This window comes from Pyxidicoccus sp. MSG2, from assembly GCF_026626705.1.
Taxonomy (GTDB): Bacteria; Myxococcota; Myxococcia; order Myxococcales; family Myxococcaceae; genus Myxococcus.
The window spans coordinates 12,854,357-12,876,034 of the sequence record NZ_JAPNKC010000001.1 but is presented as its reverse complement, the minus strand read 5'-3'; the positions used below and the strand labels follow the sequence as shown (position 1 = coordinate 12,876,034).

Genomic DNA, 21,678 nt, shown 5'->3' with positions numbered 1-21,678 from the left:
GCCCGGAAGGGCACTGGGGCTGTCATGAAAAGGAGCGTCCGATCCCGGACGCTCCTTTTTTCATTCGCGCTAACATGCGCGGGCCATGCAATTCGCCGAGGTCGCCGTCCAGAATGTCCGGGGCTTCTCTCCCGCGGGGCGCTTTGCGCTCAAAGCCGGGTACCTCGTCCTCAAGCCGCCCACGGCCGAGGTGAGTCCCCTCGCGGGCCTGTCGCTCGCGCTGCTCTTCGCCGACGGGCGCGGCGGTGACGCCAGCTTCCTGACGCCGGGCGCGAAGACGGGCAAGGCGGCCCTCACCTTCGTCGGCGTGGACGGCGTGACGTACCGCGTGCTGCGCGAGCTGGGTGGCTCCGGGACGTTGCACCGGATGAACAAGGCCACGCAGCAGGCGGAGCTGGTGACGTCGGATACGTCGGAGATTGGCCAGTTCCTCCGGGGCCAGGTGGGCCTGCCTCCGCGCACCACCTTCGAGCAGGTGTACTGCCTGCAGGCGGGGCAGCTCCCCTCGAGGCGCCCGCGCAAGGCCGCCGCCGCGGCGAAGCCGGACCCCAAGGCGTCCGGGAAGTACCCCTCGCTGGCGTCGGCGTCCACGGTGGCTCCCGCGGAGGACATCCCCGCCGCCGAGGCGAAGCTGCGCGCGCTGGAGCAGGAGCTGGTGGGCTCCACCGAGGTGGATCAGCTCCAGTTCAAGGTGGACGGCCTGACGTCGGAGGTCTTCCAGACGGACCAGCGCCTCAAGGGCACCGAGGGGCTGAAGGTGGCCATCGCCGAGGCCGAGGCCTCATGGCGGGCGGCGCCCACCCCGGAGTCGCTCGGGCTGCCGCAGGACATCCGCAACCGCGTGCAGCGCTTCCCCAAGGTGGTGGCGAAGCGGGACGAGGCCCTGGCCCGCCTCAACCAGGACCGGGACACGGAGGCGGACGTGGTGCCTCCGTCCGTGGCGCCGCTGAAGGAGAACCGCACCTTCTGGGCGGGACTCGGCGCGGGCGTGCTCTTCCTCGCGCTGGGGGTGGGGCTGGGCATCGGCGTGGACAAGACGCTCCGCTACGTCGCCCTGCTGGACATCCCCGCCTTCGGCGTGGCCGCCTTCATGGCACTGCGCCACGTGGACGAGCTGCAGAAGGCCTCCCGGAAGGGCAGCAAGGACAACCGGTTCGAGGCCCGCGAGAAGAAGATTCTCGACGAGTTCGAGGCCGAGGCCGCGCCGCTGCGCATGGCGCAGAAGGCGCTCGGCGTGGAGGAGATGGAGGAAATCACCCCCATGCTGGAGCGCAAGGAGCTGCTGGCCGCGCGCGTGGTGGAGCTGAAGGAACAGCTGGCGACCATGGAGGCGGACCCGGAATACGTGTCGGCCATCACCCGGCGGCAGGAGTTGAAGCACGAGCTCGAGGCGCTCAACGCGGAGCTGACGCAGAAGGGCTCGTACGTGCGCGACATCCGCGAGGTGGAGCGGGAGCTCGGGCGGCTGAAGGAGTCCATCGCCCTGGCCAGGGCGCCGCGCCCGGCGGCGGCTCCAGGTCCCGATGGCGCACCGGCCCCGGTGGAGGCGCTGGAGGACCCGTCCCCCGTGCTGCTCTCGCAGGCCTCGGACATCTTCACCACGGACGTGTCGTCCGTGCAGGCGATGCTGAAGGACCGCTGCCTCCAGTACCTCACCGCGCTCACGGACCGGCGCTACCAGGGCATCGAGTGGGACCGCGAGGGACGGGCCTTCGCGCTGGCCTCCGGCAGGCGCATCCCCGTGGGCGAGCTGCCGCCGAAGGACCTGGACCTCTACTACCTGGCGCTCCGGATGACGGTGGTGGAGAAGGCGAGCGCCCGGGTGAAGCGGCCCTTCCTGCTGGAGGACGTCTTCGCCGGCATGGAGGAGGTGAAGCTGCCCCTCATCGCCCGCATGCTCAAGCACCTGGGCACGCTGACGCAGGTGCTGCACGTCACCGGGCACCCCGGCTTCGCGCAGATGTCGGACGGCACCGTTAACGTGTAGTCCGACGCGCCGGGTTGCCTCCTCGGAGGAGGACCGGCAAGGGTGGGTGGCGTCGAAGGGGAGGGTGCATGGGACGGGCGGAGCCGCGAGAGCGGCGGCAGTACGGGAATGCGGCCGAGGAAGCGGCGGTGGGCTTCCTGGAGGCGCGGGGGTGGCGGGTGCTGGCGCGCAACTGGACGTGCCGCTACGGGGAGCTGGACGTGGTGGCCGAGCGCGAAGACGTCGTGTGCTTCGTGGAGGTGCGGATGCGCTCCACGGCCGTGTGGGGAGACCCGGCGCACACCGTGTCCTTCGCCAAGCAGCGTCGGGTGGTGAAGGCGGCGCTGCACTACCTCTTCGCCCACTCGCTGGGCGAGCGGATGATGCGCTTCGACGTGATTTCGGTGGTGGGGCGCGGCGAGCGCGCCACCGTGGAGCACATTCCCGGCGCCTTCGACGCGGGCATGTGAGAGGACGCCGCCATGGCTGGAACGCTCTACCTGGTGGCCACGCCCATCGGGAACCTGGGGGATGTGACGGCGCGCGCGCTGCAGACGCTGCGCGACGTGCGCTTCATCGCCTGTGAGGACACGCGGCACTCGCGCGTCCTGCTGGACCACTTCGGCATTGGCGGCAAGGACCTGGTGAGCCTGCCGGCCTTCGCGGAGGGGCAGCGCGCCGGGCGCATCCTGGACCGAATCACAGAGGGCGACGACTGCGCGCTGGTGACGGACGCGGGCAGCCCGGCCATCAGCGACCCCGGCGAGAGGCTGGTGGCGGAGGCGCTGGAGCGCGGGCTCACGGTGGTGCCCATTCCGGGCCCCACGGCCCTGGTGGCCGCGCTGAGCGCGTCCGGGCTGCCCACCGGGCGCTTCCACTTCCTGGGCTTCCTCCCGCGCAAGGGCGCGGAGCGGCGCGCCATGCTCGAGGAGGTGGCCAACCTGTCCGCCACGCTGGTGCTCTACGAGTCCCCGCGCCGCGTGGGTGAGACGCTGCCGGACCTGCTGGACGCCTGGGGAGACCGGCGCGCCTGCGTGGCGCGCGAGCTGACGAAGCTCCACGAGGAGTTCGCCCGGGGCACGCTGTCGGAATTGGCGGCGCGCTACGCGGCGGAGGAGCCCCGGGGCGAGGTGGTGGTGCTGGTGGAGGGCCGCACCGGCGAGCGCCGCTGGTCCGAGGAGGAGCTGAAGAAGGCGCTCGAGGAGGGCCTGTCGCGCGGCGAGAAGCTCAAGGCGCTGAGCACCGAGCTGGCCCGCCGCGCGGGCTGGGCCGGTCAGGACGTCTACCGGCTGGGCCTGTCGCTGAAGCGGTGAGGGGAGGCGAGGACGGGCTCAAGAAGCCCCGTCCCGGCCGTGCTGCTAGAAGCTGAACGTGGCGCTCAGGTCGAAGCGGAACGAGGTGCTCTCCACCGCGCGGAAGCGGCGGGACACCAGGTCATAGCGCCAGTCGAACGTCGGGTTGAGCTCCGGGGAGCCCGGCTCCGCGTCCACCGAGCCGCTGCCGTCCAAATCCTGCCCCAGCTCCTCGGCGGTGAGGGTGTGGTCGGTGTTGTAGAGGAACGTGCCGGAGGCGCGGATGGTGAAGGACTCGGCCGCGCTGGCGTTGACGCCGAGCATGCCACCCACCTGGAAGTAGTCCTCCGAGGTGAGGAGCTTGCCCAGCGCCTGGCTCAGCTCGTTGTAGTACCTGCCGCGGCCCACGTAGTTGCCGATGGTGCGCACGTCCAGGGCGAACTTCTGGGACTTCTGCGGCTTCTCGAAGGGGACCAGCTCCACGCCGAAGAGCATGCCTGCCTGCGTGGGGGCGTGGATGCCCGTCTCCTTGCGCGTCCACGGGCCGGTGCCGCAGTTCTCCGGGGCGCCCAGGTTCGGCGGGTCCGCGTTGCGCTGGTCGCAGTTGGAGTAGATGCCCGGGCCACGCACGGGGATGGTGTAGCTGGCCTTGAAGTACGGCTCGGCCACGCCCATGCGGCGCGAGAAGGACGTGTAGAGCTGGTACTTGTGGACGCGGTCGCCGATGTTGCCGCGCTCGTCCGGGTTCGTGGTGTTCACGCTCGGGTCGCGCTGCTTGGCGGTGGGGGCCTCGTAGTCCAGGCCGACAATCCAGGTGGGCTTGGTGGCGTCCTTCTCCTGCTTGAAGAAGGCGTAGGCCAGCCCGAAGCGCATGTTGCCCAGGCCGCCGCGGAAGCTCTCCTGCGGGATGCCGAAGAGGGGCACGGGCTCCGTGGTGCCCTCGAGGCAGCCCGGAATCACCGAGCCGTTCGCGTTCAGGCAGTTGTTGGTGATGGTGGAGTTCTCCGGTGTCGCGTCGGAGGTGCGGTCCCAGCGCTCGTTCTGCTGGAACACCAGCGGCAGCGTGAAGGAGAACTCCAGGTCCCGGTACAGGCCGAAGGACAGCTCCAGGTTCAGCCGCGCATCCACGCCCTTGTACCAGAGCTCCGTGGCGTCGATGCGGCTGGAGGCGTCGGACGAGCCCGCGGGGATGAGCTGCTCGCGGATGATCTTCGCGCGCGTCTGTGTGCGCTCGAAGCCGACGTCGATGAAGAGGTCGAACGGGTCGTCGTCCTCGAAGGACGAAGCAATCCGGGTGATGTCCGCCGCGCTGGCGGCGAGCGGCGCGCCCAGGGTGACAGCGGCGAGTACGGCGCGAAGCCTTTGCATCCGACCTCCGACGGCGAATCACCCGGGCCTTCCGGCAAGGCCCGGGGGGCTTCCAGCTAGCCGCGCCGTCGGAGGAGTGTCAAGAAACGGGTGGCAATTACTTCCCGGCCACCGAGGTCCCGAGGAGTCCGTCCAGCCGGCGCACCTCGGACTCGAACAGCGATTTGTTGGCCGTATTCAGCGAGCGGCGGAAGGTCTTGTGCTGGTCGAAGGGGTCCAGCACCCGGTCATCCTGGGTCATCAGCTGATAGTGCAGGTGGGGGGCGAAGGAGTGGCCCGTGTTGCCGCTGGCCGCGATGACCTGGCCCGTGGTGAAGCGGGCGCCGGGCTTGATGTCCCTGGACAGCTCGTCCAGGTGCAGGAAGAGGGCGCGCCGGCCGCGGCCGCCGGACTCCACCAGTTCCACGCAGTTGCCGTTGCTGCCCCAGTTCCAGTTCTTGCGCTTCACGACGCCGTTGAAGGGCGCCTTGATGGGCGTGCCCACGGGGGCGCGGAAGTCCACGCCCTTGTGGCGGCGGCCGTCGCGCAGCAGGGACGTCACCTGCTCGTAGTCGTCGATGGGCGACTTCTCCAGGCGCATCTCCAGCTCGTCGCCGGTGGAAAGGTAGTAGCGGGCATTCTTGTCGCCCTCGCCCTGGAAGCGGTACGCGCTCAGCGTCTTGCCCAGCTTGCCGCTGGTGAAGCGCACGGCGTGCACGAGGGGCTCCTCGTTCTCGCGGCGCTGGTACAGCACGTCGAGCGTGTCGCCGCGGAGGATTTCACCCGGCACCTCCACCCACCACACCAGCGTGCGCGTCACCACCTGCGCCAGGGCGGGGCCCACGTCCGCGCCGGCGGCGCCGTTGAGGGCCGTCTCCAGCGGGCCGTCGATGCGCACCGAGGCGCGCTCGAAGCCGGCGGCCTTCACCGGGTCCACGGGCGCCGGAGGGGCGACGGGTGCCGCGGCGACGGCTCCCGCATCCGTGGCGGCCACGGGGGCGGCCGCGGCGGCCTGCTCCGTGGCGCCTGCCATCCGCTGCTTCCACCACCACACGCCTCCGGCGGACGCGCCGAGGATGAGTGACACGGCTACCACCGAGCCGAGTGGACTGCGCTTCGGCGGGGCACCGAGGGTGGGAAGGTTCGGCCGCATTCAAGCTCCCTGGGTTTGAAAAGAGTGGGCCGGCCCGAAACCGACGCGCGCGCGAAGGAATTCCGCCTCCGCGCGGAGGCTATTCGTCGGAGCCGTCGTCCTGCCCATCGGGCGTGGTGTCGCGCAGGCCGAATTCCTTCATCTTCGTCTGCAGCGACTTCCGGCTGATTTGAAGCAGGCGGGCAGCCCGCGTGACGTTGCCGCCCGTCTCATCCAGCTTCTTCACGATGAGGTCCCGCTCCAGCTCGGCCGCCTTCATGCGGACGATGTCCTTGAGGCCCACCTCACCCGTGGGAACCTCCATGGACGGCGAGGAGGAGGACGACACGGCGCCCGCCTGCACGCCCGCTCCGCTGCGGACCGGCTCCGGCAGGTCCTTCCCGGTGATGAAGGGGCCGTCCGCGAAGAGCAGCACGCGCTCGATGAGGTTCTCCAGTTCGCGGATGTTGCCCGGCCACGCATAGGCCTGGAGCAGGGCCATGGCGTCGTCGGTGATGCCTTCGATCTTCTTGTTGAGGCGCCGGTTGTATTTGTCCAGGAAGTGCCGCGCGAGCATGGGGATGTCGCTGCGGCGCTCGCGCAGGGCGGGCAGGGTGATGGGGACCACCGCCAGCCGGTAGTACAAATCCTTCCGGAAGCGGCCCGCCTCGATTTCCGCCTGGAGGTCGCGGTTGGTGGCCGCCACGAGGCGCACGTCCACGCGGGTGGTCTTGATGCCGCCCACGCGCTCGAACTCGCCTTCCTGCAGCGCGCGCAGCAGCTTCACCTGCATCTCCACCGGGATTTCGCCAATCTCGTCCAGGAAGAGGGTGCCCTCGTCGGCCAGCTCGAAGCGGCCGGGCTTGGAGGTGACGGCGCCGGTGAAGGCACCGCGCTCGTAGCCGAACAGCTCGCTCTCCAGCAGCGTGGCGGGGATGGCCGCGCAGTTGATCTTGATGAACGGCTTGTCGCGCCGGCTGGACGCCCCGTGCAGCGCGGTGGCGATGAGCTCCTTGCCGGTACCGCTCTCTCCGGTGATGAGCACCGTGGAGGGCGTGTCCGCCACCTTGTCGATGATCTTGTAGACCTCTTGAATCTGCGGCGAGTCCCCGATGATGGCGGCGCGCGCCTTGACGTCCGGACGCACGGAGCGGCGGGCGCTCTCGTTCGTCTTGGCGGCCTTCGCGACGACGGAGGACAGCTCCGCCTGGTCGAAGGGCTTGGTGATGTAGTCGAACGCGCCGGCCTTGATGGCGTCCACGGCCGAGTCCACGGTGCCGTGCGCGGTGATGATGATGACCGGCACGTCCGGGTTGGCGGCGCGGACGGTGCCCAGCACCTCCATGCCGCCCACCTTGGGCATCACCAGGTCCGTCACCACGATGTCCGCGCCGTTCTTGTGAAACTCGGCGAGCCCCTGCTCGCCATTCTCCGCGACCGTGACGTCGAAGCCGTCCCGGCGCAGCATCGCGGCGAGCACCTTTCGCAGGTTCGCCTCGTCGTCGATGACCAGGACCTTTGCCATGAGGGCTGTCAGGGCGCGGGCTAGCGGCGATGCGTGGGGGCGGGCGGCGCGGCGGCGGCGCCGGGGCCCTCGAGGGTGCAGATGGCGTCCGGGTGCTTGATGCGCAAGAGCAGCGCCTCCAGCACGCGGAACGGATGGTTCATCCGCGAGGCGCCCAGGTACGCGGCCACCATGTCCATGGACACGGCGAGGTCCATGTTCTCCCGGCCGGTGGACACCACCACGCCGGAGTCCCCGCGCAGGCGGTTGGACTGGTAGACGCCGTCCGACGCGAGCTGGCGGATGGTTTCAATCTCCAGCACGCCCGTCTTCTCGTAGATGCGGTGCAGCTGCGAGTACAGCCGCGGCGACAGCACCACGGCGTAGGGGCCGAAGTGGCCGTGCTCGTTCAGCTTGCGCGTGGAGTCGACGATGGCCTGGAAGCCACCGCCCGCCACCGTCCAGTCGCCGAGCGGCACGGTGAGCCGGCCGTTGGCGGTCATCAGGCCTTCGTAGCCCAGGCGCGCGTCGCCGTAGAAGATGAGCTCGTCCTCCTGCTGCGCGCACAGCGCGGCGGCGCCCGCGGCGGCGGACACGTCCAGCGGCATGTTGTGCGTGCGCGCGGCCTCGATGTCGCGCCAGTGCAGCAGGAAGTCCTTGTAGAGGATGGGGATGGTCTTGAACTTGCGCGCGTCGGTGAAGACCATCGCGGTCTCCTGCTCGCCGACGATGTCCACCGCGCCGGGGGACACGCCCTGGAACTCGTCGTAGGGCACCGTCTGCACGCCCGCGCCCAGCGGACCGTAGATGTCCAGGATGCGACGGCCGACCAGCGACCGCCGTGCGACCTGGATGACGGTTTCATTCAGGCGCGCCCACTCCTCTTCACGGAGGGGGTTCTCGGCATGTCCAAGGAAGTCAGGCATCGGATGTTCTCCAGAAGGTCAACAAGGAGAGAAAGGGGACGTCAGCGACCGTTGCCACCACCGCCACCACCCCGGCGGAGCGAGCCGACGGTGAGCGGGTGGGACTCCACCGCGGGCGGCGGGGCAGGCAGGCCGTACATGAGCCGCTGCGGGGGCAGCGACGTGAGGGGTTCCAGGGGAGGGCGGCCGTTGCGGCCACTCACCGCGGCGGGCGCGGGCGGGGCAGCCCGTGCCGGCGCGGCGGGGGCGGCGGGCGCACCCGCGGCGGTGCCCTCGAAGTGTCCGGTGGCCACGGGGCTGGTGAAGTGGGCGTCCTGGCCGCTGTCCAGCAGGCGCAGCATGTGGACGGCCTCGGAGACGTGCTCCTTCTCCTCGGCGGCCAGGTGCTGGAAGAAGGCGCGGACGTCGGGAGACGAAGAGGCTCGGGCGAAGGCCTCGTATTCGTTGATGGTCTCGAGCTCGCGGGCCAGCACGCGGCGGATGCGCGCCACGTCGTCCAGGTCGCTGTCGGGGGTTCCGGCCATTGGCACCGGACCCTGGCAACCTGGCGAGGTAGCGTCAAGTGAAAGAGGCTGCCCGGGTTTCGCGCTTCATGCCACTCAACGCCGCGCATAGAGTCCCGCGCCCTGGTGACTGCCTCCATGCCCGCGTCCTCCTCGCCGCCGCCGCCCACCGCGCCTTCCCAGTCCGCGCGCCCGGGAGGCAGGGGCGCGCTGCTCGTCGCTACCGGCATCCTCGCCTCACGGTTGATGGGCCTGGTGCGCGAGCGCGTCTTCGCGCACTACCTCGGCAACGCGGACGCAGCCGCCGTCTTCAAGGCGGCGCTGCGCATTCCCAACTTCCTGCAGAACCTCTTCGGCGAGGGAGTCCTCTCCGGCTCGTTCATCCCCGTCTACGCGGGGCTGCTGGGCCGCGACGAGACGAAGGAGGCGGACCGCGTGGCCGGCGCGGTGTTCGGCCTGCTGTCGCTGGTCACCGCGGTGATGGTGGCCGCGGGCATGCTCGCCACGCCGCTGCTGGTGGACCTCATCGCTCCGGGCTTCGAGGGCCACTCGCGGGAGCTGGCCATCCGCGTGGTCCGCATCCTCTTCCCCGGCACGGGCATGCTGGTGCTGAGCGCGTGGTGCCTGGGCATCCTCAACAGCCACCGCCGCTTCCTGCTGTCGTACCTGGCGCCGGTGGTGTGGAACATCGCCATCATCCTCACGCTCGTCTTCGCCGGTGGCCGCTACACCGAGGACCGGCTGGTGGAGGTGCTCGCCTACGGTGTGGTGCTGGGCTGCTTCCTCCAGTTCGCGGTGCAGGTGCCCTCGACGCTGCGGCTGTTGGGGGGCTTCCGCCCGACGCTGTCGCTGGCGAGCGCGTCCGTGCGCCAGGTGCTGAAGAACTTCGGCCCCGTGGTGCTGGGGCGCGGCGTGGTGCAGTTCAGCGCGTGGGTGGACACCGCCTTCGCCACGCTCATCTCCAACCGCGCGGTGTCCTCGCTGCTGTACGCGCAGACCCTCTACCTCATCCCGGTGAGCCTCTTCGGCATGGCGGTGTCCGCCGCGGAATTGCCGGAGATGTCCCGCGCCTCGGGTGAGGGCCAGGACGTGGCCGCGAAGCTGCGCGAGCGCATCGGCAACGGCGCGCGGCGCATCGCCTTCTGGGTGGTGCCCTCCGCCGCCGCGTTCCTCTTCCTCGGGGACATGGTGGCCGCGGCGCTCCTGCAGACGGGCCGCTTCAACGCGGCCGACTCGCGCTACCTCTGGTACCTGTTGATGGGCGCGTCGGTGGGCCTGGTGGCCTCCACCGTGGGCCGGCTCTACGCCTCCGCCTTCTACGCGCTGAAGGATCCGAAGACGCCCCTGCGCTTCGCGGTGGTGCGAGTGTCCGTGGGCGCCCTGGGCGCGTGGCTCCTGGGCCTGAAGCTCCCGGGGTGGGTGGGCCTGCCGGACTACCTGGGCGCGCTGGGGCTCACCCTGGCGGGCGGCATGGTGGCCTGGCTGGAGTCCAGCCTGCTCCGTCGCAAGCTCGTGAAGCAGATTGGCCCGGTCGGCGTGCCTTCCGGACTGCTGCCCCGGCTGTGGACCGCGGCAGGGGTCGCCGGGCTCGTGGGGCTGGGCATCAAGCTGGGCCTCGCGTCCCTTCTTGGTCCCATGCCCGGCGTGGAGGCGGAGTGGGGGGGCGGCCTGCTCGTGCCCCCCCGGCTGCACCCCGCGCTGGGCTTCCTGGCCACGGCCGTCCCCTTCGGGATTGTTTATTTCGCACTCGCCGCGGCCCTGGGTGTCCCGGAGGCAGGGGCCGTCTTCCGCAAGGTCGGTCGCAAGCTCCGGCTGGTGCGCTAACCACCCGCGAATACTCGGCTCCTGACGGACCGGGCGGCGCATCTTTGAGTGGCAAACAGTGCTCGTGGGATGGCTTGACGCGCTGCCTCCGTTCAACAACGAAGCAACGGCCCACACGGCGTGCGCGTCATCTGGCTTCCTCCGGAGTTGGCGCGCGTGTAGAGTGCGCCGCCTTTTTCACCGGGGCCCGGCTTCTCGGGAAGCCAGGGTCGAATTCGTCTCAGGAAGGTCTCGGCAGTGAGCGACGAGAAGAGCGGTTCCAATTCGGGCGGTCCGGGCGGGATGGGTCCCAAGAAGCCGAAGGCTACCTTCGGTGATGTGATGCTCGGCATCCCCTCTGGGGGCAGTGGCCGGGACGGGGACCGGGGTGGGCGCGGAGGTGGCCGCGGTGGTGAGCGTGGTGGCGACCGAGGTGGCGACCGCGGAGGTCGTGGCGAGCGCGAAGCGTCGCCCCGGCCCGAGGGTGGCGCCCCGCGTGGCGACCGTCCTCCTCGTCCTGGCGGTGACCGGGGCGGCGAGCGCCGCGGTGGCGGGAGCGGTGGCGGCGAGCGCCGCCCGTCCGGCCCCATGGTGGTCGTGAAGCGCGCATCGGGTGCCATCGAGACGCGGGGCCTCTCGGACGAGAAGCCCGCCGACGCCACCGCGACGGCCGAGGAGACGACCGCCGCCGCCGAGGCCTCCGCCGCGACGACGCCGGCTCCCACGCCCGCTCCGCGCCCGGTGACTCCGGCGCCCTCCAGCGCGCTGTACGAGGAGGTCGCCGAGTCCCAGTCCTTCGCCGAGATGTTCGAGGCGCAGGGCGGTGCTCCGGGCCGCCGCGGCGTGCGCGTGGGCGAGAAGGTCAAGGGCACCATCTTCCAGCTCGGCGCGGACACCGCGTTCGTGTCGCTGGAGGGGTCCGCCAAGAGCGAGGCGATGATCGAGCTGCGCGAGCTCAAGGACGACGAGGGCATCCTCCGCTTCGGCGTGGGTGACAGCCTCGAGGCCCACGTCATCGAGGTGGGCGCCAAGGGCATCCTGCTGTCGCGCGCGCTCGCCAAGGGCAGCGCGTCCATGGCCATGCTGGCCGAGGCTCGCGCCTCCGGCATGCCCGTGGAGGGCATGGTGCTGAGCGTGAACAAGGGCGGGGTGGAGGTCGCCATCGGCGACATCCGCGCCTTCTGCCCCATCAGCCAGCTGGACCTGCGCTTCGTGGAGAAGCCGGACCAGTTCATCGGCGAGAAGCTCCAGTTCCGCGTCACCGAGGTTCGTGATCGCAACGTGGTGCTGTCGCGCCGGGCGCTGCTCGAAGAGGAGCAGCGGAAGCTGGCCTCGGAGACGCGCAAGAACCTGTCCGAGGGCAAGGTCGTCAAGGGCAAGGTCTCCGGCGTGCGCGACTTCGGCGTGTTCGTCGACCTGGGCGGCGTGGAGGGCATGATTCCCGTCTCCGAGCTCTCGTACACGCGCGTCGGTCACCCGTCCGAGGTGGTCAACGCCGGTGACGAGGTCGAGGTGGAGATCCTCCGCATGGAGGCCGCTCAGCCCAACTCGCCCGACAAGAGCAAGCAGAAGGAGCGCATCACCCTGTCCATGCGCGCGCGCATGGAGGACCCCTTCAAGAAGGCCATCTCCGAGATCAAGGAAGGCGACCGTCTGCAGGGCAAGGTCGTCCGCCTGCAGCCCTTCGGCGCCTTCGTGGAGCTGCGCCCCGGCGTGGATGGCCTCGTGCACATCTCCGCGCTGAGCGACCGCCGCATCGCGCACCCGCGCGACGTGGTGAAGGAGGGTGAGGTCATCTGGGTCGCCGTCGAGAAGATCGACGCCAACGACAAGCGCATCGGCCTGCGCCGCATCTCCGAGGAGGAGGCGCAGCGTCCTCCCGAGGAGCGTGTGGCCCCCGCCGCCGCCGCCAGCGCCGCGCCCGCCGCGGCCCGTCAGCCCGCCGCGCCCCGTCCCAAGGTGGGCGACGTCGTCGTCGGCAAGGTGGACCGCATCGAGCCGTACGGCGTGTTCCTCCAGTTCGCTGGCGGCAAGGGCCTGCTCCCCGCGAGCGAGACGGGCACCGAGCGCGGCACCGACCTGCGCAAGCACTACTCGCTCGGCCAGGAGGTGAAGGTCGCCATCCTCGACATCGACCCGGCCGGGAAGATCCGCCTCTCCGTCACCGCCGCGCAGCGCGCGGAGGAGCGCGCCGAGGTCGAGGCCTGGCAGAAGACGCAGCAGCCGCAGGGACAGGCCGCGGGCAAGAAGGGCTTCGGCACCTTCGCCGACCTGCTCGGAAAGATGCGCAAGTAACGCTCCTTTCTCCGCGCTGCGCACCGAATGGCGCAGCGCGGAGAAAGGTGTTGACGCTCCAGAGCGGGGACGGTACTAACCCCCTCGCCGCAACCACTGACGCGGGGTGGAGCAGCCTGGTAGCTCGTCGGGCTCATAACCCGAAGGTCGCAGGTTCAAATCCTGCCCCCGCAACTCGTAGCACCTGAAGCCCGGCCGGAATGAAGGCCGGGACTCAGCGGTTCGAAGACAGACACAACATGACGCGGGGTGGAGCAGCCTGGTAGCTCGTCGGGCTCATAACCCGAAGGTCGCAGGTTCAAATCCTGCCCCCGCAACTCGGATCGGCCCGGTCATCCTCCTGGATGACCGGGCCGATTGCTTTTGTGCGCCCGCCGCCAGGACTCCTGCTCGTCCCTCGTCCGGACCAGGGGCGGCCCCGCGCACCGCGCAGTCACTGCCCGCCCCACGCTCCATCTTCCCGGTGTGGGCGGCATGCGTGGACGGACGTCTTCTCCGCGCCTGCCTGCCGGTGAGGAGGAGCGGACGATGGACACCGAGGCCACGCACGTCCTGCTGGTGGGAGGCACGGGCCAGTTCGGGCATCGACTCGCTTCGGCGCTCCTCTTCCGGCCCGGTATCCGCCTGCATGTGCTGGTGCGCCCGGGCACGCGGCCCGAGTCGCTGGACGGGCTCGCGGACCAGGGCGTGACACTCGTCGAGGGCTCGCTCCAGGACGTGCGCTCGCTCGACTCGGCGGTGGAGGGCGTGGACGTGGTCCTCTCCGCCGTGCGCGGCGGAGAGGACGTCATGGTGGACGGTCAGCTCCGGCTGCTGGACGTGGCGCGGCGGCACGGCGTCATGCGCTTCATCCCCTCGGACTACTCGCCGGACTTCTTCCAGCTCAGCGAGGGCGAGGACGCGCAGCTGGACCTGCACCGGCGCGTCGCGGACGCCGTGGAGCGCAGCGGCGTGCGGCACACGTTCATCCTCTGCGGTGCCTTCATGGAAGTGGCGCTGTCGCCCCTGGCGCACGTGTTCGATTTGGAGCGCGGGCACGTGGCGTACTGGGGCACCGGCGACGAGTCCTTCGACGTCACCGCGATGGGCGACGTGGCCCGGTGGGTGGCGCAGGCCGTGGTGGACCCGCGCGCGGAGGGCCGGCGCCTGGAGCTCGTCGGGGACGTGGTGACGGTGAATGAAGTCTCGCGGCTCTACGAGGAGCTCACGGGCCGGCAGCTCCAGCGCGTCTGCCGTGGCACGGTGGAGGACCTCCGCCGCCACCTCGCGCGTACGAGCGCCCCGGAGGGCGCGGCCCGCGAGGGGCTCATGCAGCCGCACCTGCTGCTGCAGCTCGCGGGGCGGGGACGGCTGCGCAGTCCCGCCAACGCGGAATTCACCCGGCTTCGCCCCGTGACGGTTCGCGAGTACCTCGAGGCGAAGGTGCGGCCGTGGCTGGCGTCGCGCGCGGAGGCTTCGTTCCCCGCGCACCCGTGAGCGCGCGGCGACTCACGGCTCAGCGTTCCTCGGCCGGAGTGTGTCGCTGAGGCACGGGATCACACGCGAGCTGGGCGCACTCGAGCGCAGTGCCACAGTGTCCATCGCAACAGCGCTCCTGCCTTCCAGGGCAGGCTCCCGCGTCGGCGGCGGGGGCAGGGAAGGGCTGCGGGCCCTCGCGTGCCTCCACGCCCGCGTCCCAACGCCGGACGTCCTGGAATGGAGTGCCGCCACCATCCGCCACCGGGTTGTTACGCGGCGCCTCCGCGGGCGCTGTTTCCGCGGTGGAACGGCAGGCCGTTGCCAGCACGCTCACCCCGAATGTCACGAATAGCAGCGCTGTAAGGTTTCGCACCCACCGCATTTTTCCTCCAAGCCCTCTCATAACCTGCCGTAACCACGGAAAGATGCGTCGCGTCGGGAATAAACGCTGGTGTCGCCTTTCAACCTACATCAATAAGGGCACTAATCTTCTCAGCAGGTGACAATTCGTCACCTGGGGGCGACGTTCGTGACCTGGTGTTCCGGCGATGGTGCTGGGACTCCCTCCCAGGTTGCAAGGTGGCTCCCACCCCGCCGTTGAACAGGGAGTTCCCCCACGTGAGAAGGTTGGTTGCCACGCTCTCTGGCCTGTCGCTGGTGTTGTCCGGTACCAGCGCAGTTGCCCGGACGCTGCCGAACTACGATGCACTGCAGGACGCGAAGCCCGCGGGTCGAGTCGCCGCTGGTTTCAAGCCCGTGGACTCCAAGGGGCCGCGCGTTGCTCATCGTGATGAGCGCACCGGTTCTCCTACGTTCCTCTGGGCTCGGAAGAGCGCGGATCAGTCAAAGCTGAGCGCGTCTTCCCAGTTCGCGAGCATGGCGCCCGAGCAGGCCGCTCTGGCGCAGCTCGCGGACGCCGCCTCCCTCTATGGCGTGAGCTCCTTCGAGGCCGCGGGCGCTCGAGTCGTCAACGTCAGCGAGAACCGCCAGGGCGTGAAGGTCGTCACGCTGGCCCAGGAGGCGAACGGCATCGAGGTCTTCCGGCAGTCGCTCAACCTCCTGCTCAACCGCAACAACGAGCTGGTGGCCGTCTCCGGCAGCCTCTCCAAGCACGTCTCCAGCGCCGTCGCGCCCCGCGTCCAATTCCAGCTGTCGGCCAGTGCGGCCGTCTCCGCTGCGTACCAGGACCTGACCGGCACCGCGTTGGATGCCAGCCTGCTGCGCAACGTGAAGGCGCAGAACGCCGGCAAGTACACGCACTTCGAGCTGGCCACCTATGCCCGCCCCCTGGCGGAAGGGCTGATCATCCCGGCGCGCTCGAAGCAGGTGTACTTCTCGCTGCCCAACGCGGTGGTGCCCGCGTACTACGTGGAGCTCAACACGGGGCGCCCGGACAGCAAGGACTCCGACTACTACTCGTACGTCATCTCCGCGGTGGACGGCCGCATCCTGCTGCGCAACAACCTGACCGCGGATGCGGAGTTCAGCTACCGCGTGTTCGCGGACTCCACGCCGCCGTTCACCCCGCACGACGGCCCCGCCGGCAACAACGCCACGCCGCACCCCACGGGCACCCCGGACGGCTTCCGTCCCGCGTATGTCGCGCCCAGCCTGGTCACCCTGCAGAACGTGCCCTTCAGCCAGAACGACCCCTGGCTGGCGGACGACGCCACGGTGACGCGCGGTAACAACGCGGACGCGTTCGCGAACCTCACGGCTCCGGACGGCTACAACGACGGCGACCTTCGCCCCACCGTCACCGCGCCCGGCGTGTTCGACCGGACCATGCTGTTCGACATCCAGCCGTACGCGAACGCGGAGCAGATCGCCGCCGCGACGACGAGCCTGTTCTTCATGAACAACTGGCTCCACGACTGGTACTACGACGCCGGCTTCGACGAGGAGTCCGGCAACGCGCAGGCCGACAACTTCGGCCGCGGCGGCATTGGCAACGACGCCATCCGCGCCCAGGCCCAGGACTACAGCGGCACCAACAACGCCAACATGCAGACGCCGGCGGACGGTGCGTCCCCGCGCATGCGCATGTACCTGTTCTCGGGTCCCAGCGGGCAGCTGGTCGTCAATGCCCCCGCGAGCGTCGCGGGTGAGTACAAGGTCGGTATCGCCTCGGGCTTCGGTCCCCAGACGTACGACGTCACGGGTGACGTCGTCATCGGCCAGGACGCGGCGGACGCCGCGGGCCCGTCCACCACGGACGGCTGCTCCCCGCTGACCAACGCGGCGGCGGTCGCCGGCAAGATTGCGCTGCTCGACCGCGGTACGTGCGCCTTCACCGTGAAGGCCGCCACCGCGCAGGCGGCGGGCGCCATCGGCCTCCTCATCGCCGACAACGCGGCCGGCTTCGTTTCCCCCCTCGGTGGCGCTGCCACCGGCATCACCATCCCCGCGGTTCGCATCACGCTGGCGGACGGCAACAAGCTGCGCAATGTCGCCGGCCTCAACGTTCACCTGTCGCGCGCCGAGGCCATCAACCTCGACGGCACGGTGGACAACGTCATCGTGGCCCACGAGTGGGGGCACTACATCAGCAACCGCCTCGTCCAGAACTCCGCCGGTCTGACCAACAACCAGGGTCGGTCCATGGGCGAGGGCTGGGGCGACTTCACGGCCCTGCTGATGATCACCCGTCCCGAGGACATCAACGTCCCGGCCAACGCGAACTGGAATGGTGCCTACGGCGCGGCTGAGTACGCCACCCGCGGCAGCTCTCCGGACTCCGCGTTCTTCGGCATCCGCCGCGTGACGTACTCGTCGGACATGGCGAAGAACCCCCTCACGTTCAAGCACATCACCGACGGCGTGGCGCTGCCCACCAACGCCCCCATCGCGCCGGTCAGCAACAACGCCGAGGTCCACAACTCCGGCGAGATTTGGACCACGATGCTGTGGGAGTGCTACACGGCGCTGCTGCGCGCGCATCCGTTCCAGGAGGCGCAGGACCGCATGAAGAGCTACCTGGTCAACGGGTACAAGCTCACTCCCGCGGCCCCGACCTTCCTGGAGGCGCGCGACGCCATCATCGCGGCAGCCATGGCCAATGACCCGGCCGACGGCCAGCGCTTCTGGGCGGCCTTCGCCAAGCGCGGCGCGGGCGTGGGCGCGGTGGCCCCGGATCGCAACTCCACCACCCACGCGGGTGTCGTGGAGAGCTTCAACGTGGGCACCGACGTGCAGCTGCTCGCCGCCTTCTTCGAGGACAACGTCGGCGCCGCGGGTGACGAGGACGGCATCCTCGACAACGGTGAGACGGGCCTGCTGACCTTCATCGTCTACAACAACGGCTCCGAGCCCGCGGAGACCAGCGCCGTCACCGTCGTGACCACCACGACGGGCGTGACGGTGGGCGACCGTGGCACCGCGCAGTTCCCCCCCATGGGGATTGGTGACATCGGCATCGTCTCCGTTCCCGTCTCGCTGACGGGCGCGGGCACGGGCCAGCGGGTCGACTTCGCCTTCTCCCTCCGTGATGACCGCCAGGCCGTCCCGGGCGACAAGAGCGACGTGCTCGCCTTCAAGACCAACTACGACGAGGTCCCCGAGGCCACCGCCAGCGAGACGGTGGAGGGCACGCCCTTCAACCTCCCCTGGGACACCGAGTTCAACGAGGACCTGGTTCCGGCCGAGTTCGGCGTCGTCGAGTTCAGCGACCTCAACCGCGCCTTCTACGGCGAGGACCTGGGTGCGCCGGCCGACTTCAGCCTCATCACCCCGCCGCTGAACGTCAGCGCCACCGCCCCCTTCGTGGTGTCCTTCCGTCACTCGTACGACTTCGAGACGGACGCCGGCGGCAACTACGACGGCGCCGTCGTCGAGCTGTCCGAGGACGATGGCGCGACGTGGGTCGACATCGGTGACTCGCTGTATACGGGCGTGCTGATCAACTACGCGGGCAACCTCAACCCCCTGGCGGGCCGCCGCGCCCTCGTCGGCACCACCGCGGGCTTCCCGACGTTCAACACCGCCACGCTGAACCTGGGGACCGCCTATGCCGGCAAGACGGTGCTGATCCGCTTCCGCATCGGCACGGACAACGGCGCCGGCAACACCGGCTGGGTGCTGGACGACCTGTCCTTCTCCGGCATCACCAACACGCCGTTCATCAAGATCTGCGCGGACAGCGGCCAGTGCGCCAACTCCGCTCCGGTCATCTCGGCCGGTCCGGACGTGACGGTCGACGAGCGCGCGCCGGTGTCCCTCACCGGTAACGCCTTCGACGCGGACGGCCAGGCGCTCACCTACACCTGGGCGCGCGTGTCCGGCCCGGCGGTGACGATCACCAACGGCAACACGCTGAAGCCGTCCTTCACGGCTCCGGACGTGACGGCCGACACCGACCTGGTGCTCCGCCTCACCGCCACCGACGGCGCCGCCCCGGTGTCCGACACGGTGACGGTGCGCATCCGTCAGGTGAACCGTGCGCCCACCGTCAACGCGGGCCTCGACGGCACCGCTGACGAGCGCACCACCGTCACGCTCTCCGGCTCCGCCAGCGACGCGGACGGCGAGGCGCTGACCTACCTGTGGACGCAGACGGCCGGCACCGCGGTGGCGCTGCGTGACTACAACAAGGCGACGGCGACCTTCACGGCGCCGGAGACGGTCACCGGCGAGACGCTCTCCTTCACCCTGTCGGTGAGCGACGGCAAGACGAGCACCACCGACTCGGTGAACGTGCAGATTGGCAACGTGAACCGCGCGCCGATGGTGACGGCCTCGTCCGCCTCCTTCGACGAGCGCAGCACCGCGACCCTCACGGCCACGGCGTCCGACCCGGACGGCCAGACCGTGAGCTACAGCTGGGCCCAGACGGACGGCGACGAGGTGGTGCTCTCGGGTGCCAACACCGCGAGCGTGTCCTTCTCCACCGGCGAGGTGGCCGCTGACGCCGTCCTCAAGTTCACCGTGACGGTGAGCGACGGTACGGCCTCGGCCAGCCAGGAGGTCGTGGTGAACGTGCGTCAGGTCAACGTCGCGCCCACGGTGAACGCGGGTGCGGACCTGTCCGTGGACGAGCGTGAGACGGCGACGCTGAGCAGCTCCGCGACCGACGCGGATGGCGACGCGCTGACCTACCACTGGGTGCAGGTGTCCGGCACTCCGGTGGCGCTGTCCAACGCCAACGCGGCGACGGCCACCTTCACGGCCCCGGAGACGGTGCTCGGTGAGGAGCTCACCTTCATGGTGACGGTGAGCGACGGCAAGTCGACGACGAGCGACACGGTGGGCGTGCACATCGGCGCGGTCAACCTCGCGCCGTCCGTGACGGCCTCCGCCGTCGTGGCCGACGAGCGCAGCACGGCCACTCTCGCGGCCACCGCCGCGGATCCGGACAACGACAGCCTCACCTACGCCTGGTCGCAGGTGTCCGGTTCGGAGGTCACGCTCACGGGCGCTGACTCCGCGACGGCCACCTTCTCCACGGGCGAGGTGACCGCCGACACCGAGCTCACCTTCCGGGTGACGGTGAGCGACGGCCATGCCACCGCCAGCCACGACGTGGTGGTGACGGTGCGCCAGGTCAACCGGGCGCCCGTGGCCAACGCGGGCGAGGCGGCTTCCGCCAAGGGCAAGACCGCGGTCACCCTCAACGGCAGCGCCAGCGCTGACGCGGATGGCACCACGGTGACGTACCAGTGGACGCAGGTGGGTGGCCCGTGGGTGTCGCTGACGGGGGCCACCACGGCCAGCCCGACCTTCACCGCGCCGGACGTGAAGGCGAACACGGAGCTGACCTTCCGCCTGGTGGTGAGCGACGGCTCGCTCACCAGCGATGCGGACACGGTGACGGTGACTGTCACGCAGTCCGACAACATCGTCCCCGTGGCGAAGGCGCGCATCATCCTCTCTGGCGACCAGACCGCGATGACCCTCGACGGCTCGGCCTCCAGCGACCCGGATGGTGACGCCCTCACCTACAAGTGGGAGCAGACGGGTGGCCCGGCCGTCACGCTGGCCAGCCCCAACCAGGCGGTGCTCGGCGTGAACGTCCCCGAGCTCGACGACGACAGCGCCACGTTCAGCTTCAAGCTGACCGTGACGGATGCTCGTGGCGGGACCCACACCGCCACCGTGGAGGCCACGGCCACGCCGGAGAACGGCGGCGGTTGCTCCTCCACGGGCGCGGGCGCCCCGGCCGGCATCCTCGGCCTGGCGCTCCTCAGCCTGCTGCGCCGTCGGCGCAACACGCTGGCCTGAGACGTGACGGTGCCGCCAGGCCCGGGCGGCTGAGAGGCCCGGGTCCGGCGGTTCCCCACTGAGCTTCAGAAGTCATCCGGCGGCCGGTTCTCCCTTCGGGGAGGCCGGCCGCCGCTCTTTTGGGGAGCCCGCGCGTCAGAGGGGCTGCACGTGCTCCGCGAGGCGCCCGGTGGCGATGAGCTCCAGCAATTCGTCGCCCATGCGCTCGCTCTCGGCGACCACCTGGTTCCACGCGCGGATGCGCTCGGTGTCCTTGAGCCGCTCGAAGTCCACGCGGTCCGGAATCCTCCCTCCCGGCAGCCGTGCCACCAGCTCCGCGGACGGCGCAATCAGGAGCGCCCTGCGGAAGTTGGCCGGACGCGCGCGCCGCCAGGGCAGGGACTTGTCGAACCAGCCGGGCACCACGTACGGGTAGAAGTGCGGGTAGAGCACCAGCCCCTCGCCCGGGCCGAAGTCCAGGTCCAGGTGGTAGTCGAGCACGCCGCCGTCCCGGTACACCCCCGGCCGCGCGCCCGGAATCCGCACGCCGCTGAGCACCATGGGAATGGAGCCCGAGGCCAGCAGCGCCGGGCGCAGGTTCTCCGGCGTCAGCGGCAGGTGCACGGAGGGCAGATCCTTCAGCCCGGCGAACGGGCTGGTGTCGCCCGCCGTGTGGAAGATGACGCGTTCCATGTGCAGCCCGAGCGTCCGCCGGCTCACCATGTTGCCCATCGCGCACAGCGCCAGTCCCAGCAGCTGCACGCGCGGGTGCTCCACGCCCATGGGCCCGCGGCACAGCGCGGTGACGACGTGCAGCCGGGCCCACGGGTGGTTGAGGATCTGCGCCTCGCCCTCGTCGCCCAGGAGCGCGTCCAGGATGCGCGCGCTCGTCTCGCTCACCAGCGACGGCGGAGGCTTCGCGGGGTAGCGCTGGTCGATGTACGCCGCCTCGAAGCGGTGCAGCGCCGCCACCGGGTCCGCCTGGGCCACGCACGCCAGCCGCCAGCTTCCAATGGACGAGCCAATCAGGTGCAGCGGCCGCGTGCGCCCCTGGAAGAGGCCGGCGAAGAGGGCGCGGTCCAGGCCGGCCAGCACCAGCCACTTCGGTCCGCCCGAGGCGCCGGGCACGACGTCCACGTCATCGCCACGCAGGCCCCGCTCACGAATCATCCGCAGTGCGTCAGGGCCGGCCAGCAGGGTCAGGTTGGATGCCATATCGGGGGCGGCAAGGTAGCAGGGGCGGCACGCGCGCGCGTT

Annotated in this window: 14 protein-coding genes and 2 tRNA genes; 10 read left to right on the top strand and 6 right to left on the bottom strand. The window is 70.2% G+C overall.

Going from position 1 to position 21,678, the window contains the following annotated elements; genetic code table 11:
* Positions 1 to 85: 85 nt before the first annotated feature.
* The 3 genes from OV427_RS48675 (at position 86) to rsmI (ending at position 3,279) form a co-directional block, all read left to right on the top strand.
* Positions 86 to 1,987 (top strand): chromosome segregation protein SMC, encoded by a 1,902-nt coding sequence (locus OV427_RS48675; protein ID WP_267863108.1) that lies wholly within the window; start codon positions 86 to 88, stop codon positions 1,985 to 1,987.
* A 68-nt stretch (positions 1,988 to 2,055) separates the two neighbouring features.
* Positions 2,056 to 2,436 (top strand): YraN family protein, encoded by a 381-nt coding sequence (locus OV427_RS48670; protein WP_267863107.1) that lies wholly within the window; start codon positions 2,056 to 2,058, stop codon positions 2,434 to 2,436.
* Between the two features lie 12 nt (positions 2,437 to 2,448).
* The gene (gene rsmI / locus OV427_RS48665) at positions 2,449 to 3,279 is read left to right on the top strand and encodes a 16S rRNA (cytidine(1402)-2'-O)-methyltransferase (protein ID WP_267863106.1); all 831 of its coding nucleotides are present in this window, start codon (positions 2,449 to 2,451) and stop codon (positions 3,277 to 3,279) included.
* Positions 3,280 to 3,324: 45 nt separating this feature from the next.
* On the opposite strand, the gene OV427_RS48660 is transcribed toward rsmI, so the two are convergent.
* The 5 genes from OV427_RS48660 to OV427_RS48640 all read right to left on the bottom strand — a co-directional run bounded on the left by OV427_RS48660 (position 3,325) and on the right by OV427_RS48640 (position 8,691).
* Positions 3,325 to 4,626 (bottom strand): hypothetical protein, encoded by a 1,302-nt coding sequence (locus OV427_RS48660; RefSeq protein ID WP_267863105.1) that lies wholly within the window; start codon positions 4,624 to 4,626, stop codon positions 3,325 to 3,327.
* A gap of 97 nt (positions 4,627 to 4,723) precedes the next feature.
* Entirely contained in the window at positions 4,724 to 5,758 is a 1,035-nt protein-coding gene (locus tag OV427_RS48655) for a M23 family metallopeptidase (RefSeq protein ID WP_267863104.1), read from the bottom strand.
* Between the two features lie 79 nt (positions 5,759 to 5,837).
* Complete coding sequence (locus OV427_RS48650; RefSeq protein ID WP_267863103.1) at positions 5,838 to 7,262, bottom strand: sigma-54-dependent transcriptional regulator; 1,425 nt, start codon at positions 7,260 to 7,262, stop codon at positions 5,838 to 5,840.
* 20 nt (positions 7,263 to 7,282) lie between these two features.
* Positions 7,283 to 8,167 carry an encapsulin nanocompartment shell protein EncA gene (encA, locus tag OV427_RS48645; RefSeq protein WP_267863102.1) on the bottom strand — a complete coding sequence of 295 codons (885 nt, stop codon included), beginning with the start codon at positions 8,165 to 8,167 and terminating at the stop codon, positions 7,283 to 7,285.
* A gap of 41 nt (positions 8,168 to 8,208) precedes the next feature.
* Positions 8,209 to 8,691: a ferritin gene (locus tag OV427_RS48640; protein WP_267863101.1), complete on the bottom strand. Its 483-nt coding sequence runs from the start codon at positions 8,689 to 8,691 to the stop codon at positions 8,209 to 8,211.
* A gap of 117 nt (positions 8,692 to 8,808) precedes the next feature.
* Between OV427_RS48640 and murJ the strand changes: the two genes are divergently transcribed.
* The 7 genes from murJ (at position 8,809) to OV427_RS48605 (ending at position 20,442) form a co-directional block, all read left to right on the top strand.
* A complete protein-coding gene (gene murJ, locus OV427_RS48635) occupies positions 8,809 to 10,494 on the top strand; it encodes a murein biosynthesis integral membrane protein MurJ (protein WP_267863100.1) in 1,686 nt (561 codons plus the stop codon).
* 346 nt (positions 10,495 to 10,840) lie between these two features.
* A complete protein-coding gene (locus tag OV427_RS48630) occupies positions 10,841 to 11,074 on the top strand; it encodes a hypothetical protein (RefSeq protein ID WP_267863099.1) in 234 nt (77 codons plus the stop codon).
* Positions 11,062 to 12,768 (top strand): S1 RNA-binding domain-containing protein, encoded by a 1,707-nt coding sequence (locus OV427_RS48625; protein ID WP_267863098.1) that lies wholly within the window; start codon positions 11,062 to 11,064, stop codon positions 12,766 to 12,768. Before OV427_RS48630 ends, OV427_RS48625 begins: the two co-directional genes overlap by 13 nt.
* 100 nt (positions 12,769 to 12,868) lie before the next feature.
* A tRNA-Met gene (locus OV427_RS48620) sits at positions 12,869 to 12,942 on the top strand.
* A 69-nt stretch (positions 12,943 to 13,011) separates the two neighbouring features.
* A tRNA-Met gene (locus OV427_RS48615) sits at positions 13,012 to 13,085 on the top strand.
* Positions 13,086 to 13,296: 211 nt separating this feature from the next.
* Entirely contained in the window at positions 13,297 to 14,244 is a 948-nt protein-coding gene (locus tag OV427_RS48610; RefSeq protein WP_267863097.1) for an aromatic alcohol reductase, read from the top strand.
* A 600-nt stretch (positions 14,245 to 14,844) separates the two neighbouring features.
* On the top strand, positions 14,845 to 20,442 hold the full coding sequence (locus tag OV427_RS48605) for a myxosortase-dependent M36 family metallopeptidase (protein WP_324290042.1): 5,598 nt from the start codon (positions 14,845 to 14,847) through the stop codon (positions 20,440 to 20,442).
* A 135-nt stretch (positions 20,443 to 20,577) separates the two neighbouring features.
* Here the strand turns inward: OV427_RS48605 and OV427_RS48600 are convergent, their stop codons facing one another.
* Positions 20,578 to 21,636, bottom strand: a complete 1,059-nt coding sequence (locus tag OV427_RS48600) for a patatin-like phospholipase family protein (RefSeq protein ID WP_267863095.1) — start codon at positions 21,634 to 21,636, stop codon at positions 20,578 to 20,580.
* Between the last annotated feature and the right edge of the window lie 42 nt (positions 21,637 to 21,678).